Origin of the sequence: Methylobacterium sp. Leaf93, assembly GCF_001422345.1 — a bacterium.
GTDB classification, from domain to species: domain Bacteria; phylum Pseudomonadota; class Alphaproteobacteria; order Rhizobiales; family Beijerinckiaceae; genus Methylobacterium; species Methylobacterium bullatum.
Window position 1 is genome coordinate 216,185 of sequence record NZ_LMMS01000027.1, and the last position, 15,592, is coordinate 231,776.

The 15,592-nt window shown below is 70.2% G+C and carries 12 protein-coding genes; 3 read left to right on the forward strand and 9 right to left on the reverse strand.

Going from position 1 to position 15,592, the window contains the following annotated elements; all coding sequences use genetic code 11:
- Window positions 1-19: 19 nt before the first annotated feature.
- Both ASF26_RS17000 and ASF26_RS17005 read right to left on the reverse strand, forming a co-directional pair.
- Complete coding sequence (locus tag ASF26_RS17000; RefSeq protein WP_056256449.1) at window positions 20-964, reverse strand: DMT family transporter; 945 nt, start codon at window positions 962-964, stop codon at window positions 20-22.
- A gap of 118 nt (window positions 965-1,082) precedes the next feature.
- The gene (locus tag ASF26_RS17005; protein WP_056256453.1) at window positions 1,083-2,015 is read right to left on the reverse strand and encodes a DNA-3-methyladenine glycosylase; all 933 of its coding nucleotides are present in this window, start codon (window positions 2,013-2,015) and stop codon (window positions 1,083-1,085) included.
- A 187-nt stretch (window positions 2,016-2,202) separates the two neighbouring features.
- Between ASF26_RS17005 and ASF26_RS17010 the strand changes: the two genes are divergently transcribed.
- The 3 genes from ASF26_RS17010 to ASF26_RS17020 all read left to right on the forward strand — a co-directional run bounded on the left by ASF26_RS17010 (window position 2,203) and on the right by ASF26_RS17020 (window position 7,565).
- Window positions 2,203-3,258, forward strand: coding sequence for an efflux RND transporter periplasmic adaptor subunit (locus tag ASF26_RS17010; protein WP_056256965.1), 1,056 nt, complete (start codon window positions 2,203-2,205; stop codon window positions 3,256-3,258).
- A gap of 1 nt (window position 3,259) precedes the next feature.
- Window positions 3,260-6,415, forward strand: a complete 3,156-nt coding sequence (locus tag ASF26_RS17015; protein ID WP_056256457.1) for an efflux RND transporter permease subunit — start codon at window positions 3,260-3,262, stop codon at window positions 6,413-6,415.
- 358 nt (window positions 6,416-6,773) lie between these two features.
- Complete coding sequence (locus ASF26_RS17020) at window positions 6,774-7,565, forward strand: SGNH/GDSL hydrolase family protein (RefSeq protein WP_056256467.1); 792 nt, start codon at window positions 6,774-6,776, stop codon at window positions 7,563-7,565.
- Window positions 7,566-7,597: 32 nt separating this feature from the next.
- Here the strand turns inward: ASF26_RS17020 and ASF26_RS17025 are convergent, their stop codons facing one another.
- The 7 genes from ASF26_RS17025 to ASF26_RS17055 all read right to left on the reverse strand — a co-directional run bounded on the left by ASF26_RS17025 (window position 7,598) and on the right by ASF26_RS17055 (window position 15,561).
- Complete coding sequence (locus ASF26_RS17025; RefSeq protein WP_056256472.1) at window positions 7,598-8,401, reverse strand: MBL fold metallo-hydrolase; 804 nt, start codon at window positions 8,399-8,401, stop codon at window positions 7,598-7,600.
- A gap of 43 nt (window positions 8,402-8,444) precedes the next feature.
- Window positions 8,445-9,242, reverse strand: a complete 798-nt coding sequence (locus tag ASF26_RS17030; protein ID WP_056256477.1) for a TatD family hydrolase — start codon at window positions 9,240-9,242, stop codon at window positions 8,445-8,447.
- 41 nt (window positions 9,243-9,283) lie between these two features.
- Window positions 9,284-10,888 (reverse strand): methionine--tRNA ligase, encoded by a 1,605-nt coding sequence (gene metG, locus ASF26_RS17035; RefSeq protein ID WP_056256480.1) that lies wholly within the window; start codon window positions 10,886-10,888, stop codon window positions 9,284-9,286.
- Between the two features lie 53 nt (window positions 10,889-10,941).
- Complete coding sequence (locus ASF26_RS17040) at window positions 10,942-12,006, reverse strand: DNA polymerase III subunit delta' (RefSeq protein WP_056256484.1); 1,065 nt, start codon at window positions 12,004-12,006, stop codon at window positions 10,942-10,944.
- The gene (gene tmk / locus ASF26_RS17045; RefSeq protein ID WP_156463028.1) at window positions 11,996-12,691 is read right to left on the reverse strand and encodes a dTMP kinase; all 696 of its coding nucleotides are present in this window, start codon (window positions 12,689-12,691) and stop codon (window positions 11,996-11,998) included. The genes ASF26_RS17040 and tmk overlap by 11 nt, the downstream gene beginning before the upstream one ends.
- A complete protein-coding gene (locus ASF26_RS17050; RefSeq protein WP_056256492.1) occupies window positions 12,688-13,947 on the reverse strand; it encodes a D-alanyl-D-alanine carboxypeptidase family protein in 1,260 nt (419 codons plus the stop codon). Before ASF26_RS17050 ends, tmk begins: the two co-directional genes overlap by 4 nt.
- A 174-nt stretch (window positions 13,948-14,121) precedes the next feature.
- Complete coding sequence (locus ASF26_RS17055; RefSeq protein ID WP_056256495.1) at window positions 14,122-15,561, reverse strand: septal ring lytic transglycosylase RlpA family protein; 1,440 nt, start codon at window positions 15,559-15,561, stop codon at window positions 14,122-14,124.
- Window positions 15,562-15,592: the final 31 nt, after the last annotated feature.

Below are 15,592 nucleotides of genomic sequence, written 5' to 3' on the forward strand. Positions count from 1 at the left end.
GGGCGCGCGGCGTCCGGCCTCACCTCCCGCTGGCGCTGTCGCGGCGGCCGAAGCGCTCGGCGATGACGATGCCGCCGAGGACGAGGGCCAGGGCCGCGGCCTGGTACCATTGAAAGGGCTCGCCGACGACGAGGATGGCGAGGCCCGAGCCGAAGATCGGCACGAGGTTCACGAACACCCCCGCCCGGTTCGGGCCGATCAGTTCGACGCCCCGCATGAACGAGAGCTGGGCGATGAGGGACGGGCCGAGGGCCACGAAGGCGACGATGGCCCACCCCTTCGGTGTCGGCCAGATCAGGCGTCCGGCGGCCTGTTCGAGGACGAGGGCGGGCAGGGAGGTCACGAGGGCCGCCAGCGCCATCGCCGAGAAGAAGGTCAGGCCGGACATCTTGGGCCGGTCGGCGAGGGCGACGGTGTAGCCGGCATAGAGTAGGCAGGCGCCGAGCATCAGCATGTCGCCGATGTTGAAGGAGAGCGTCGACAGGATGTGCCAGTCGCCGTGGGTCGCCGCGACGCCCGCGCCGCCGAGGGTGATGACGACGCCGAGGATCTGCGCCCCGGTGACCGCAACACGGTGCACGACGTAGTTCAGCAGGATGACGAGGACCGGAATCGCTCCCTGGAACAGGGCGACGTTCACCCCGGTGGTGTAGATGCCGGCGGCGTAGAACAGGCTCGCATAGGCGGTGTAGCCGCAGGCTCCCATCAGCAGGACGTAGCGCCAGTGGCGCGCGATCAGGTGGCGCTCGGCCACGATCCCGCGCCAGGCCGGCCAGGCCAGCGCGAGGCAGGCGAAAGCCCAGCGCAGGCAGGTGAGCACCTGGGGCGAGACTTCCCCGACGGCCCATTTGCCCGCAACCACGTTGCCGCCCCACAGTAGGGTCGTGAACAGGAGGAGCGGGTAGGCGGCGGCGACCGCGCGGGTCTCGACGGCCGGACCGGGGGAGGCGGACGGAGAGGTCATGATCCCTTCGGCGGCTTTGCTCGGAGATGGTTCTTCGCTGGCGGTACCGCCATCCCCTTCTGTCCCGTCCATGACGGGCAGAGCAAGCCCGCCGGAAGCAGGGCTGACATCACGGATCCTACCCGGAGATGGGCCGGGCAGGGCGGCGCTTGGGAATAGGCAGGGCGGCGGCGATCCGCGCGGCGTCGCTCATCCAGAGATGCACGGCGGCGTAGGCCCGCCAGGGACGCCAGGCTTCGGCCCTGATGAGCAATTGCGCCGGTGTCGGACGCCCCGCCCCGGTATCGAGGGACCGGAGCAGGGCGAGGTCGCTCGTCGGCAGCGCATCCGGTTCGCGCAAGGCCCTGAGAGCGATGTACTGCGCCGTCCACTCGCCGATCCCGCTCATCGCCCTCAGGGCGGCCACCGCCGGATCGAGCCCGCGTCCCCGTGCGAACAGAGCGGGATTCGCATGGGCCTCAGCCGCGAGGGCGCTGATCGCCCTGCCGCGTGCCCCCGGCATGCCCAGCGTCGCGGCCACGTCTGCATCGAGCAGACGATCCGGCGTCGGGAACAGGTGGGTCAGCCCCGTTCCGGCGTATTCCGGCGCCATCGCTTCACCGAAGGCGGCAACCAGCCGGCCGGCGAGCCGGGTCGCCGCACTGACCGAGACCTGCTGTCCGAGAATGGCGCGTACCGCGATCTCGAACCCGTCCCAGGCGCCCGGAACCCGCAGGCCCGGCCGTTCGGCCACCAGGGGTGCGAGGTCGGGGTGGCGAGAGAGCGCGGCCGCGATGAGAGCCGGGTCGGCGTCGCAATCGAACATCGGCCTCAGCCGTGCCAGAACGTCCGGCAGAACCGCCGGATCGGGATGATCCACCGTCGCGACGAGGGTATCGCCACGGCCCTGCATGACGGAGATCGTGCCGGGGCCGCCGCCGAGGTAGACGGTCCGGGCATAGGCATCCGCCGTCACCACCTCGACACCCGGAATGGCCCGGCCGCCGAGATAGGCCAGGATCGCGGGCCAGTCGTAGGGCGGCTTGTAGGGCAGGGGGAGGGTGTGGGTCACGATCGGCTCCGGCCTCCCGGTTCATCGCATACCCGCGCGGCAACGGGAAACCGCCGCGCAACCGCCGGGGAGGGTGGGATATCCCGCCAAGCCCCGTATCGGGGTGGCGAGGGACGCTGTATCCGTTCAAAGGATCAAGCGCGGCGCATCGATCGCGAGGCCGGGGAGGGCGGTTCTGGTGTCGTGGGTGCGTGGTCTTCTCTTCGCGGGAATCGTGGCCGGAATCGCCGCCTTCGCGGTGAGCGAAGCCGGCACGGCCCTCATCGCCGAACTGCGGGAGCGGGTCGCCCCCGGTCCCCCTGCCCCGCGCCATCTTCCGGCCCAGCGCACCGCCATCGAGGACGGGCGCACAGTGGTCCGGCTCAAGCCGGAGGAGCGCGAGCGCCTCGGCATCGCCACGCAGGTGCGGCCCTCCGCTCCTCACCGCGAGGAACTCCAGGCCTATGGCAGCGTCCTCGACGTCGCCAGGGTCACCGACCTCACCAATTCCTACGCCAGCGCCAGGGCGCAGCTGCAGACCGCCCAGGCCCGTGTCGAGGTCTCGCGCAACGCCTTCCAGCGTGCCAAGAATCTCGGCCCCTACGCCACCACCGTCCAGGTCGAGACCACCGAGGGCACGTTCCAGACCGACCAGGCCGCTCTGGCGGCGGCGGAATCGCAGGTCCGCACCCTCGCCGCCACCGCGCAGCAGGAATGGGGGCCGGTGATCGGACGGGCCATTGTCGAGCGCTCGCCGGCCATCACCCGGCTGATCGAGCGCGTCGACTTCCTGGTCCAGGTGACCCTGCCGCCGGGCGAGAGCATCAAGGGCCAACCCGCCGCCGCCTTCGCCGAGGTGCCGCCGCAGAGCGCGCGGATCACCCTGCGCTACGTCTCGCCGGCCACCCGCACCGACCAGCGCATCCAGGGCCTCAGCTACTTCTACACCGTGCCGGGCGATAGCGGCTTCCTGCCCGGCATGAGCATGCTCGCCTTCCTCGCCTCCGACCGGACCGTCACCGGCATCAGCGTGCCCGAGGATGCGGTGGTGCATTGGCAGGGCGGAACCTGGATCTACCGCGCGGTGGCGCCCGACGCCTTCGCCCGCCACGCCCTCAAGGCCGACCCGCCCATGTCGGCCGATGCCTATGTGGTAGAGGACCTGCCCGGTGAGACCGAGATCGTGCTGACGGGCGCGCAGGCGCTCCTGTCCGAGGAGATGAAGAGCCTGCTCTCCGTCTCCGGCGGCGTGGACGACGATTGACGTGAGCGACGTTCCGAACGCTTCCCCGAGCGGCCCCCAGGCGGCGCTCGTCGCCTTCGCGGTGCGCTTTCGCGGCATCGTCCTGGCGCTCAGCCTCGCGCTCGCCGGCTACGGCATCTACGTGCTCGGGGACGCGAAGTACGACGTGTTCCCCGAATTCGCGCCGCCCTCCGTGGTGGTCCAGACCGAGGCGCCCGGCCTCAACCCCGAACAGGTTGAGGTGCTGGTCACCCAGCCGATCGAGGTGGCGGTGAACGGCTTGCCGGGGATCGAATCCCTGCGGTCGAGCTCGATCCAGGGCCTGTCGGTCATCACCGTCACCTTTGGCACGGGCAGCGACGTCTACCGCGTCCGCCAGCTTGTCACCGAGCGCCTGACGGCGCTCGCCGGCCGCCTGCCCCAGGGCGTGCTGCCTCCGGCGATGACAGCGTTGACCTCGGCCACCAGCACGGTGCTCCTCGTCGGCCTGACCTCGGATCGGCGCTCCGACCTCGACCTGCGCACCATCGCCGACTGGACCGTGCGCCTCCGCTTGCTGGCGGTGCCGGGGGTCAGTCAGGTCTCGGTCTATGGCGGCGCCGTGCGCTCGCTCCAGGTCCAGATCCGGCCGGCCGACCTCATCCGCTACAATATCGGCATGAACGACGTGCTCGCCGCCGCCCGCAAGGCCACCGGCGTGCGCGGTGCGGGCTTCGTCGACACGATCAACCAGCGCGTCACCCTCCAGACCGAGGGGCAATCGCTCACCCCGGAGGAACTGGCCCGCACGGTCCTCATCAACGAGGGCGGCGCCAGCGTGACGCTGGGCGACGTCGCCACCGTGGTCGCCGCCGGCGAGCCGCCGATCAGCGCCGCCCTGGTGGACGGCAAGCGCGGCGTGCTCCTCATGGTCGGCGCGCAATACGGCGCCAATACCCGCGAGGTCACCGCCCGCGTCGAAGCCGCTCTCGAAGACCTGCGTCCGGCCCTCGACCGCGAAGGTGTGGCGTTGCGGGCGGATCTGTTCCGGCCGGCGAACTTCATCACCATCGCCAATGCCAACGTGCTCCAGGCGCTGGGGCTCGGCGGCATCCTCGTGGTCGTGGTGCTGTTCGCCTTCCTGTACGACTGGCGCACCTGCGTGATCTCGTCGGTGGCGATCCCGCTCTCGCTCATCGCCGCCGTGGTGGCGCTCCAGGCCATGGGCGAGAGCCTCAACACCATGACCCTGGGCGGCCTCGCCATCGCCATCGGCGAGGTGGTGGACGACGCGGTGATCGGCGTCGAGAACGTGGTGCGGCGCCTGCGCGAGAACCGGCGCCTCGCTTCGCCCGTCCCGGAGGGGAGGGTGGTCATCGACGCCATTCTCGAAGTCCGCACCGCGGTCGCCTATGCCACCTTCGCGGTGCTGCTGGTGTTCCTGCCGGTGCTGGTCCTGTCCGGCATCGCCGGCAAGCTGTTCGCCCCCCTCGCCCTCGCCTACATCCTCGCGGTGGTGGCCTCGCTCGCCGTGGCGCTCACCGTCACTCCCGCCCTGTCGATGATGCTTCTCACCGGGCGGCACGAGACGGACATGCGCGACCCGCCGGTGATGCGCTGGTCGCGCGGCGGCTACACCCGCCTCCTCCAGCGGATCAACCGTGCGCCGCGCATCGTCATCGCCTGCGGCATCCTGGTGACCCTGGCGGGCGCTGCCGCGACACCTTTCTTCGGCAGCACCTTCCTGCCTGACCTGAAGGAGGGCCACCTGATCCTGCACATGGCGGCGGCTCCGGGTACGTCGCTCGGGGAATCCATGCGCCTCGGCACCCGCATCACCGCCGAACTCCGGAAGATACCCGGCATCCGCGCCGTGGCTTCTCAGATCGGCCGCGCCGAGGCGGGGCAGGACACCGCCGGCACCCATTACAGCGAGATCCATATCGACCTCGAACCGGGGCTCGACGGCGCGGGGCAGGGCAGGGCCGAGGCCGATATCCGCACCCTGATGGCGGGGTTTCCCGGTGCTGCCTTCTCGCTCAAGACCTTCCTCACCGAGCGGATCGAGGAGACGGTCTCAGGCTACACCGCGCCGGTCGTCATCAACGTGTTCGGCAACGACCTCGCCCGGATCGAGGCCGCCGCCCGCGACATCGCCCGCGAGCTCGCCGAGGTGCGCGGCGCCACCGACATCCAGCAGGCCTCCCCGGCGGGCCTGCCGCAGATCAACGTCGGTCTCCGGCCCAACGACCTTCGCCATTGGGGGCTCTCGGCCGTCGAGGTGATGGAGGTGGTGCGCACCGCCTATCAGGGCGACGTGGTCGGCCAGACCTACGAGGGCAATGCGGTCTTCAACGTCCTCGTCATCCTCGATTCCGGGGCGAGGGGGCGTCTCACGGCTGTGGGCGACCTCCCCTTGCGTTCCTCGAACGGCCGCTTCATCCGCCTCGCCCAGGTGGCGGACATCTACGAGACCTCGGGACGCTACCAGGTCCAGCACCAGGGCGCCCAGCGCGTCCAGGCCATCACCGTCAACGTCACGGGGCGCGACGTCGCTTCCTTCGTCGAAGCCGCCCGGCGCAAGATCGCCAGGGAAGTGGCCCTGCCGAGCGGCGTCTATGTGAGCTTCTCGGGCTCGGCCGAGGCCCAGGCGCGGGCCAAGCGCGACCTGCTGCTGTTCTCCGGTCTCGCCGGTCTCGGTATCGTGCTGCTGCTGGCCATGGTCACGGGCAGCGCGCGCAACCTCATGCTGGTCCTGGTCAACCTGCCCTTCGCCTTCGTCGGCGGGGTACTGGCGGTCTTCGCCACCGGGGCCGTGCTGTCGCTCGGCTCCATCGTCGGCTTCGTGACGCTGTTCGGCATCTCGCTCCGCAACACCATCATGATGATCTCGCATTACGAGCATCTCGTCGCCATCGACGGCCGGGCGTGGGACAGCGACACGGCGGTGGAGGGCGCCGCCGACCGGCTGGTGCCGATCCTGATGACCTCCCTCGTCACCGGTCTCGGCCTGCTGCCCCTGGCGCTGGGCGCCGGCGAGCCCGGCCGCGAGATCGAGGGGCCGATGGCCATCGTCATCCTCGGCGGCCTCGTGACCTCGACGGTCCTGAACCTCCTGATCCTGCCGACCCTGGCCCTGCGCTACGGCCTGTTCACCACCGGCGAGGGCAGGGCGCCGGATACGGTGCGGACATCCTAGGGAGATCCGGGGCGAGCCGTCGGTCGGTGCCGTCCGGAATGGCGAACCGGCACGGCGGATCAAGCCCTTTCAGAGCCCACATCTGCCATTCGCATAAGATATATTATGGAACTATGGGCCACTGGAGGCGGGGTGAGGGGGGGCTTCGACCGCAGCTTGACAGGAAGCTGGGATTCACCATTCCATGAGGTGCCGCCGAGAGATGGCGACTTCACGACTCGCTCACCAGCTTCCTTAAGCGATCCGCCAGTTTCCGGCGCGATCGTCACAATCCTATCTCAAACCGCGTGTCTAACCCGTGGCGGAGTGGGACCGGTCTTCACGACCGCCCGCCCCGATCGTTCTCGAAGCGGATCCAATGCTGACCCTGCCCAAATCCTGCGCCGCCCCGATTCTCGGCCTGGCCCTCGCGGCTCTGGGCTTCGGCGCTCCGGCATGGGCGGAGCCCGTGGCATCGAAGCCGGCCATTCCCGCCCGGGCGCTGGCCAAGCTCTCCCACGTGGCCGCCCTGGTGAAGGCGGGATCCGACATCCGCATCGTCGCCTTCGGCTCCTCGTCCACGGAAGGGTCGGGGGCCTCCTCCCCGGCCGCCGCCTACCCCGCGCAATTGCAGGAAGACCTGCAGGGCCGCCTCGATATCGCCGGCGCCAAGCACCCCATCGTCACGGTCCTCAACCGCGGCAAGGGCGGCGACGACGCCGAGGCCATGGCCCGGCGCCTCGACCGGGACGTGCTGGCCGAGCGGCCGGACCTCGTGATCTGGCAGACCGGCAGCAACGACCCGATGACCGGCGTCACGGTGGAGCGTTTCACCGAATTGACCCGCCAGGGCATCACGGCGATGCGCGCCGCCGGTTCGGACGTGATCCTCATGGACCAGCAATGGTGCCGCCGGCTGAGCACGACCAACGGCGCCGAGCGCTATGGCGAGGCGCTGCATAGCCTCGCGGCCGAACTCGACGTGCCGGTGATCCGCCGCCACGCCCTGATGCGGACCTGGGCCGCCAGCGGCCTCCTGAGCCCGGCGCAGATGATAGGCCCCGACGGGCTGCACATGACCGATGCGGGCTACGACCGCCTCGCCAAGGCCGCCACGGCGCAGATTCTGGTCAATGCCGGCCTGATCCCGGCCGACCCCCTTCGCAACTGAGGCGCGCCCTCTCCCCGCCGCCTGCCTGCGCTTCAGAGGTCCACGCTCACAGACAACCCGTCATAAGCCGGCACCACGCCCGGCGGCAGCTTGGCCGCGAGGGTGGCGTAGTCGAGATCGGTGTGGAGGTTGGTGAGAATCGCGCGGCGCGGGCGCACCTCCTCGATCAGCGCGAGCGCATCCGAGACCGAGTAATGGGTCGGGTGAGGGGTGTCGCGCAGGGCATCGATGATGAGGAGATCGAGGCCGCGCAGCCGCGCCTTGGCAGCCTCCGGCATCAGGCTCACATCGGGTGCGTAAGCCGCTGGCCCGAAGCGGAAGCCGTGGGCGGACTCGGCGCCATGTTCCATGCCGAAGGCCACGGCCTCGATCGCACCGCCCTCGCCTCGGATCGTGACCGGCTCGCCTGCCACGAGATCGTTCATGTCGAGGATCGGCGGATAGGCGCTGCCGGGGGGCGTCTCGAAGCAATAGCCGAAGCGCATCGTCAGCAGGGCCCGCGTCTCGGCATCGGCATAGACCGGGATGCGCCGGTGCATGTGGATCACCAGCGGTCGCACGTCGTCGATGCCGTGGGTGTGGTCGGCATGGGCATGTGTGTAGAGCACTGCGTCGAGGCGGCTGACCCCCGCCGACAGCAATTGCTCGCGCAGATCGGGTGAGGTGTCCACGAGGAGGCTGGTGGCGCCCGCCTCCCCTCGCCGCTCCACGAGGATCGAGCAGCGCCGCCGCCGGTTCCTGGCATCGGCCGGGTCGCAGGCGCCCCAGCCGTAGCCCACGCGGGGAACGCCGCCGGACGAGCCGCAGCCGAGGATCGTCAGCGTCAGAGAACCCATCCGCACCTCCCGGTCCGTTGGTAGCGGAGCGCGCGGGCCGCTGTCATGCCGCCCGGCTGCCGGACGGGGTCGCCTTGTCGAACAGGCGGTGGAAATTCGCCGTCGTCAGGCTCGCGAAGGCCTCGAACTCCATGTCCAGGGTCTTGGCCAGGGAGCGGGCGGTGTCGGCGGTATAGGCCGGCTCGTTGCTGCGCCCGCGATGCGGCTCGGGCGCCAGGAACGGCGCGTCGGTCTCCACCAGGATGCGGTCGCGGGGCACGGCCAGGGCGATGTCGCGCAGCTCGTGCGAGCGCCGGAAAGTGACGATGCCCGAGAACGAGATGGACAGGCCGAGTTCGACCCCGACTTCCGCCAGGCGTCGGCCCGAGGAGAAACAGTGCAGCACCGCCTTGAAGGCCCCGCGCTTCATCTCGTCGACGAGCACCGATTCCATGTGCTCGTCGGCATCGCGGGCATGGATGACGAGGGGGAGGCCGGTCTCGCGGGAGGCCGCGATATGCCGGCGGAACACCCGCTCCTGCACCGACTCCGGCGCGGCGTCCTCGTAATGGTAGTCGAGCCCCGCCTCGCCGATGCCGACACAGCGCGGATGGTGGGTGAGGGCGACGATCTCTTCCGTCGGCACGTCAGGCTCGTCCCCTGCCCCGTTGGGATGGGTGCCTACGGTGTGCCAGATCTGCGGATGAGCCTCGGACAGGGCCTCGTAGACCCGCGCCTTGGCGACTCGCGTCGAGATCGTGAGCATCCCCGTCACGCCCGCCGCCTCGGCGCGGGCGATCACGCCGGGAAGATCCTCGGCGAAGTTCGGAAAGTCGAGATGGCAGTGGCTGTCGACCAGCATGGACAAAACTCGGGATTCTCGGTGACGCTGCGGATCCCGCCTCAGACGGCGGGAGCCTCCGGCTCGACGAAGCGCGGGAACAGCCCGCTCGGCGCGGGGAGCGCCGTGCCCGGCGCCAGCCGACCCCCCTCCCCGATATCGGAGAGCTGCCGCCTGCCCGCGGGCACGGCCAGGAGGTCGAGGAGCTTGGCTCCCGAATCCGGCATGAAGGGCTGCACCAGGATGCCGATGGCGCGCAGGGTCTCGGCCACCACGTAGAGGGAGGCGGCCATGCGGGCCGGGTCGGTCTTGCGCAGGACCCAGGGCTTCTGCGCGTCGAAATAGCGGTCGGACGCCGTCACCACGGCCCAGATGTCGGCGAGCGCCGTGTGCAGGGCGAGCTTGTCCATCGCCACGCGCACGGAGCCCGGCAGGGCGTCCGCCAGCGCCAGGAGCGCCCGGTCGTCCTCCGTGAACGCGCCATGCTCGGGGATCTGGCCGCCGCAATTCTTCGCGATCATCGAAAGAGAGCGCTGGGCGAGGTTGCCGAGCCCGTTCGACAGGTCCGCCGTGTAGCGGGTGATGATGGCCTCGTGGCTGTAATTGCCGTCGCCGCCGAAGGGCACCTCGCGCAGGACGAACTGGCGCAGCGCATCGACCCCGTAGGTCGCGATGAGGTCCATCGGATCCACCACGTTGCCGAGGGACTTCGACATCTTCTCGCCCTTGGAGAGCAGGAAGCCGTGGCCGAAGACGCGCTTCGGCAGCGGCAGGCCCGCCGACATCAGGAAGGCCGGCCAGTAGACCGCGTGGAAGCGCACGATGTCCTTGCCGATGACGTGCAGGTCCATCGGCCAGAATTTTTTGCGGGAGTCGGCCTCGTCGGGGAAGCCCGTCACCGTGAGATAGTTGGTGAGTGCATCGACCCAGACGTACATCACGTGGTCCGGGTGCCCCGGCACCGGCACGCCCCAGTCGAAGTTGGTTCGGCTGACTGAAAGGTCCTTGAGGCCGGAACGGACGAAGCTCGCCACCTCGTTGCGCCGTGTCTCGGGGCCGATGAAATCGGGCTGGGCCTCGTAGAGGGCGAGCAGGCGATCCTGGTAGGCGGAGAGGCGGAACAGGAAGTTCTCCTCCTCCATCCAGGTCACGGCCGTGCCGGTCTCCCGCGCGCGGCGCGTCCCGTCGGGGGCGGTCTCGGTCTCGTCCTCGTTGTAATAGGCCTCGTCGCGAACCGAGTACCAGCCGGCATATTTCGACAGGTAGATGTCGCCCTTGGCCTCCATGCGCCGCCAGAGTTCCTGGGCGGCGGCATAATGGTCCGGCTCCGTGGTGCGGATGAAGCGGTCGTGGCTGCAGTTCAGCGCCTCGGCCATGGCCTTGAAGCGCGCGGCCATGTCGTCGACCAGGGCCTTCGGGCTGATCCCGGCCTTGGAGGCGGTCTGCTGGATCTTGAGCCCGTGCTCGTCGGTGCCGGTGGCGAACAGCACGTCGTAGCCGTCGAGGCGCTTGAACCGCGCGATCGCGTCGGTGGCGATCACCTCGTAGGCGTGGCCGATATGCGGCGCGCCGTTGGGATAGGAGATCGCCGTGCTGATGCCGAAGGTCTTAGCGTCGAAACCGGACGTCTCGGCAATGGATGGGCTGGGCCCTGACTCGTTGGCCATCGCGTCGAAATACCCTCGGATACGCGGTTCATCGGATCACAGGACGAGCCTGCTCATGTCCCGGCGCGCACGGCCCCCGCGAGGTCGCCGAACAGCGAGAGGATCAGCGGCCGGCGGTCGAGATTGTAGGTCGCGGCCTCCCGGGCGGCGCGGGCGATCTTGTCACACACCTCCACCAGGGCCGCAAGGCGAGCGGGGGGCTCGTGGCGGCGGCGGTCGAGTTCCGATGAGACGAAGCGGAACACCGTGTCGAGGCTCGCTGCGAAATGCTCGTCCGCGTCCCGGCCGGAGAGCTTCTCGGCCAGTGCCAGGATGCGGCGCCAATCGGGATGGTCGAGGCGCGACAGCAGGGTCTCCATTTCGCCGACGAGGTTGGATGTCGCCGGATCGAGCATGGCGAAGCCCTGCGCCACCGAGCCCTCGGACAGGGCGGCGGCGCGGGCCAGGGCTTCCGGGTCCGGCCGCACGAAGGGGGGAGGGAAGCTCTCCAGCACCCGAGCCACCTCACCCTCCCCCAGGGGGCGCAGGTTGAGCGCCCGGCAGCGCGAGCGGATCGTCGGCAGCAGCCGGCCCGGCGCGTGGCTGACGATCAGGAACAGGCAGCGGGGCGGCGGCTCCTCCACCATCTTGAGCAGGGCATTGGCGCTGTTGGCGTTGAGATCCTCGGCGCTGTCGACGATGCAGATGCGGTAGCCGTCATTGCCTGCCGTCGAGCCGAACAGGTCGAGGGCATGGCGCGCGGCATCGACCGAGATCTTGGTCGCGAGCGTCTTGGCATTGTGCGGCCGGGTCCGGCGCAGGGCCACGAGGTTGGGGTGCGACAGCGCCGCCACCTGCCGCGCCGCCGGATGCGAGGGATCGACCGCGAGGGTGTCCGGGACGTGGCCGGGGCGCGGGTTGGCGATCAGCCAGCGCGCCACGCGATAGGCCAGGGTCGCCTTGCCGATGCCGCGCGGGCCGCCGATGAGCCAGGCATGGTGCAGGCGGCCGGAGGCGATCCCCTCGATGAAGGCGCCCTCCGCCTCCGCATGGCCGACGAGACCGGCCTGCTCGCGCGGGCGGGGGATGTCGGCGAGATCGCCGGGCTCGACGTCCTCGGGCGCGCGTTCAGGCCGCATCGTCGGCAGCCTCCGGGCGGGAGAGAAGGCTGGGCAGGCGGGCGGCGAGGGCGGCCGCGATCGCCTCTTCCACCGCATCGGGGGGGAGGCCGGCATCGATGACGACGCAGCGCTCCGGCTCCATTGCCGCGATGGCGAGGAACGCCTGCCGCAGGCGGGTGTGGAAGCCCAGCGCCTCCGCCTCGAACCGGTCGGCCGCCTCCCCTGCCCCGGCACGGGCCTTCGCCCTGGCGAGGCCGATGGCGGGGTCGAGGTCGAGGATCAGGGTGAGGTCGGGCGTCATGTCCCCGACGACGACCCGCTCCAGGGCCGAGAGCAGGGCGGGGTCGAGGCCTCCCGCCGCTCCCTGATAGGCACGGGTCGAATCCGAGAAGCGGTCGCACAGCACGGTCTCGCCGCGGGCGAGGGCCGGGCGGATCAGCGTGTCGAGATGGTCGATGCGGGCAGCGGAGAACAGCAGCGCCTCGGCGAAGGGACCGTGCCGCTTCACCGTGCCGGCCAGCAACGCCTCGCGGATCGCCTCGGCCTTGACCGAGCCGCCGGGCTCGCGCGTCGTCACGACCGGGACGGAGGAGGCACCACGCAGGCGTGTCGCGAGGCGGGCGATCTGGGTCGATTTCCCGGCCCCCTCCCCACCCTCGAAGGTGATGAAGACCCCTCCCCGCCCACGGCTTCGGTCGGTCACGATTTGGCGCCGGCCTTGTCGGTCGCACCGGCCTTGTCACCGGCACCGGCCTTGTCGAAGGCGCGCCGGAACAGGCCGGTTCCAAGTTCCCAGGCTCCGTCGAGGGCGCGCTGCGGGATCGTGCCGGCCGGCACGTCCTCTCCGGCATAGACCGGCAGGTCGAGGGCCTGGGTGTCGCCGCGGGTGATGCGCAGGCGGCCCACCTCCTTGCCCTGTTCCACCGGCGCGGTCAGCGGGCCCTGATAGACGACGCGGGCGCTGATACGGTCGCCGTTGCCGCGCGGCAGGAGCACCCGGACCGGCTTCTTGGCCACCAGCGGGACGCTCCCCTGCGCCCCGCCGAAGACCGAGGCATCGGCCACGGTCTCGCCGCTGGCGAAGATCTGACGCGGCTCGAAGGCGCGGAACCCCCATTCCACCAGCTTGCGGGATTCAGCGGCGCGGTCGCGCGCTGTCTTGAGGCCGCTCACCACCATGATGAGGCGCTGGCCGTTCTGAATTGCCGAGCCCGTGAGGCCGTAGCCCGATTCCTCGAGAAATCCGGTCTTGAGCCCGTCGGCGCCGATATCGAGGGTCAGGAGCGGGTTGCGGTTCTGCTGCTTGATCTTGTTCCAGGTGAACTCGCGCTCGGCGAAGATCTTGTAGAGGTCGGGATAGGTGTCGATGATGTGGATCGCCAGCTTGGCGAGGTCGCGTGCGGTGACTTTCTGGTCCGGCGCGGAATAGCCGGTGGCGTTGCGGAAGGTGGAGCGCGTCAGGCCGATTTCCTTAGCCCGCGCGGTCATCATCCGACCGAAATTTTCCTCCGATCCGGCGATGCCCTCGCCGATGGCGATGGCCGCGTCGTTGCCCGATTGCACGATCAGGCCGCGCAGCAGATCAGAGAGCTTGATGCGGCTGTTGAGCTGGGCGAACATCGAGGAGCCGCCTCCCCCGGCGCCGCCCCGGCGCCAAGCGTCCTCGGTGATCTGGAATTCGCTGTCCATGCTGAGCCGGCCCTGCCGGATCTCGTTGAAGACGATCTCCGTGGTCATCAGCTTGGCCATGCTGGCCGGTGAGAACGGCTCGTCGGCCCCCTTCTCGAACAGCACGGAGCCCGAATCCGCATCGATGAGGATGGCGTGGGGCGCGGCCGTCTGGAAGCTCTGGGCGAGGGCGGGAAGGGCGGCGAACCAGCCGATCGCCGACAGGCTCAAGCCGGCCAGTCCGGCCCGAAAGCCGGCGGCCAGATTCGTCCGGTTCGTCGTCGCACGCATCGTTCGCCTCATGCCCGTCGGCTCCGAGGCTTGGCTGATAAGCCCGGTCCGTTCTCGCCCTTGCGAGATGGTATAGCGGATCGCCCGCGAAATCGAACGCAACTTTGCCGATGAGGTCGCGACACGGTGGACGGGACGATGCCGCCCCGCGCGTCGGTCCCGGTCGTTCGACGGTCAGTTGACCTCGGCGATGCGCGAGCGGCGTGGCTGGGCCGGCTTTGCCGCGGCGGTGGCGACCGCCGGGGCGGTCGACTTGCCGCGCCCGGCCTGGGCGCCGGCGGGCTGGGAGCCGGCCGGAGGCACGGACAGCTTGGCGACGCTGGCCTTGGCCGTTCCCAGAGGACCCGAGGGAGGCGGAACCGGACGCATGTTCGCCACTGCGGCATGGCCCGTCGCGGAGCGTGCCGGGGTCGCGATGCTCGCCGTCTTCACGACCGTGCCGCGTGCGGGGGCCGAAGCGGCGGCCATCCGCTGCGGTGCCGCCGGCACCGGCGACAGGGCGAGTTTCGTCTTCGGAGCGGAGGTCTCCACTTTGGCCTGAAGCGACTTCGCGTCCTTGGGCGTCCCGGCGCCGTGCTTCGATGCCGGGGCATGGGCAGGGCCGGCGCTCGAGGCGAGGCGCACCGGTGCCGGGGGCGGCGGTACGGACCCCTTCGCCTTCGGCCCCGCATGGGCCATCTGCATGGCGGGAACCTGGAGAGCGGGAGCCGTGCGATCCGGCATGGTCGGCCGGAACCCGTGTGACCGGGACGCGGTGGGCTGCAGGGCCGCCGGCACGGCGACGCTGGAGCCGCCCGCCACCAGGACCGGCGCGGGCCGGACGGGACGCGGCGCGGGAGCGGCATCGTCCTCGTCGGCCGCAGGCTTGAAGGCCAGGGCGGGACGCTGCGCGCGCGTCAGACGCTCCGGTTCGGCATCGGGTCCGAGATCGGCCATCATCACCGGCGAGCCGCCGCCGACGCGAGCGGGCGCGCCATCGGTGCGCAGGGTCGCCATCAGCTTGCGGTCGTCGCTGCCGGCGGTGGAGGCCTTGCCGACATACTCCACCCTCACCTTGGCGGTGCCGCTGCGATGGAATTCCAGGGCCTGGGCCACCTCCTCCGACACGTCCATAAGGCGATTGGCGTGATAGGGGCCGCGATCGTTGACGCGCACGATCATCGAGTGGCGGTTGGCGAGGTTGGTCACCCGGACGTAGCTCGGCAGCGGCAGGGTCGGGTGGGCGGCCGCGATGGAATGGCGGTCGAACACCTCGCCATTGGCGGTCATCCGGCCGTGGAAGGCGCTGCCGTACCAGGATGCCAAGCCCTCGCGGACATAGCCCTTGGCATCGTCGCGGGGCACGTAGGTGCGGCCGGCCACCACGTAGGGCTTTCCCGAGAAGCGGCGGCCGCCGCCCTTCGGGATCGTGTCACCCTCATTGTAAAGACGTGGGCTGGCCTTCACGCCGTATTTCGGGTCGTAGGACGATCCGGAAGAGCCGGCCGGGCCGGCGAGCTTCTGGGTGTTCTGCGCGCAATTCGCGGTGGTCAATGCCACCACGGACACGGCGAGGAGGCGCAACAGCGGTATGCCCGCCGTTTGAGCCGATCCGGCCTTCGTCGAACGCACCATACCGAACCGCCCAGCACTCTACGCTCTCGAA

Bases quoted from the DNA above. Each gene is read 5' to 3' on its own strand.
- ASF26_RS17025 (WP_056256472.1), bottom strand. From the start codon at position 8,401: ATGGGTTCTCTGACGCTGACGATCCTCGGCTGCGGCTCGTCCGGCGGC.
- ASF26_RS17020 (WP_056256467.1), top strand. From the start codon at position 6,774: ATGCTGACCCTGCCCAAATCCTGCGCCGCCCCGATTCTCGGCCTGGCC.
- ASF26_RS17030 (WP_056256477.1), bottom strand. From the start codon at position 9,242: ATGCTGGTCGACAGCCACTGCCATCTCGACTTTCCGAACTTCGCCGAG.
- ASF26_RS17050 (WP_056256492.1), bottom strand. From the start codon at position 13,947: ATGCGTGCGACGACGAACCGGACGAATCTGGCCGCCGGCTTTCGGGCC.
- metG (WP_056256480.1), bottom strand. From the start codon at position 10,888: ATGGCCAACGAGTCAGGGCCCAGCCCATCCATTGCCGAGACGTCCGGT.
- ASF26_RS17000 (WP_056256449.1), bottom strand. From the start codon at position 964: ATGACCTCTCCGTCCGCCTCCCCCGGTCCGGCCGTCGAGACCCGCGCG.
- ASF26_RS17055 (WP_056256495.1), bottom strand. From the start codon at position 15,561: ATGGTGCGTTCGACGAAGGCCGGATCGGCTCAAACGGCGGGCATACCG.
- ASF26_RS17040 (WP_056256484.1), bottom strand. From the start codon at position 12,006: ATGCGGCCTGAACGCGCGCCCGAGGACGTCGAGCCCGGCGATCTCGCC.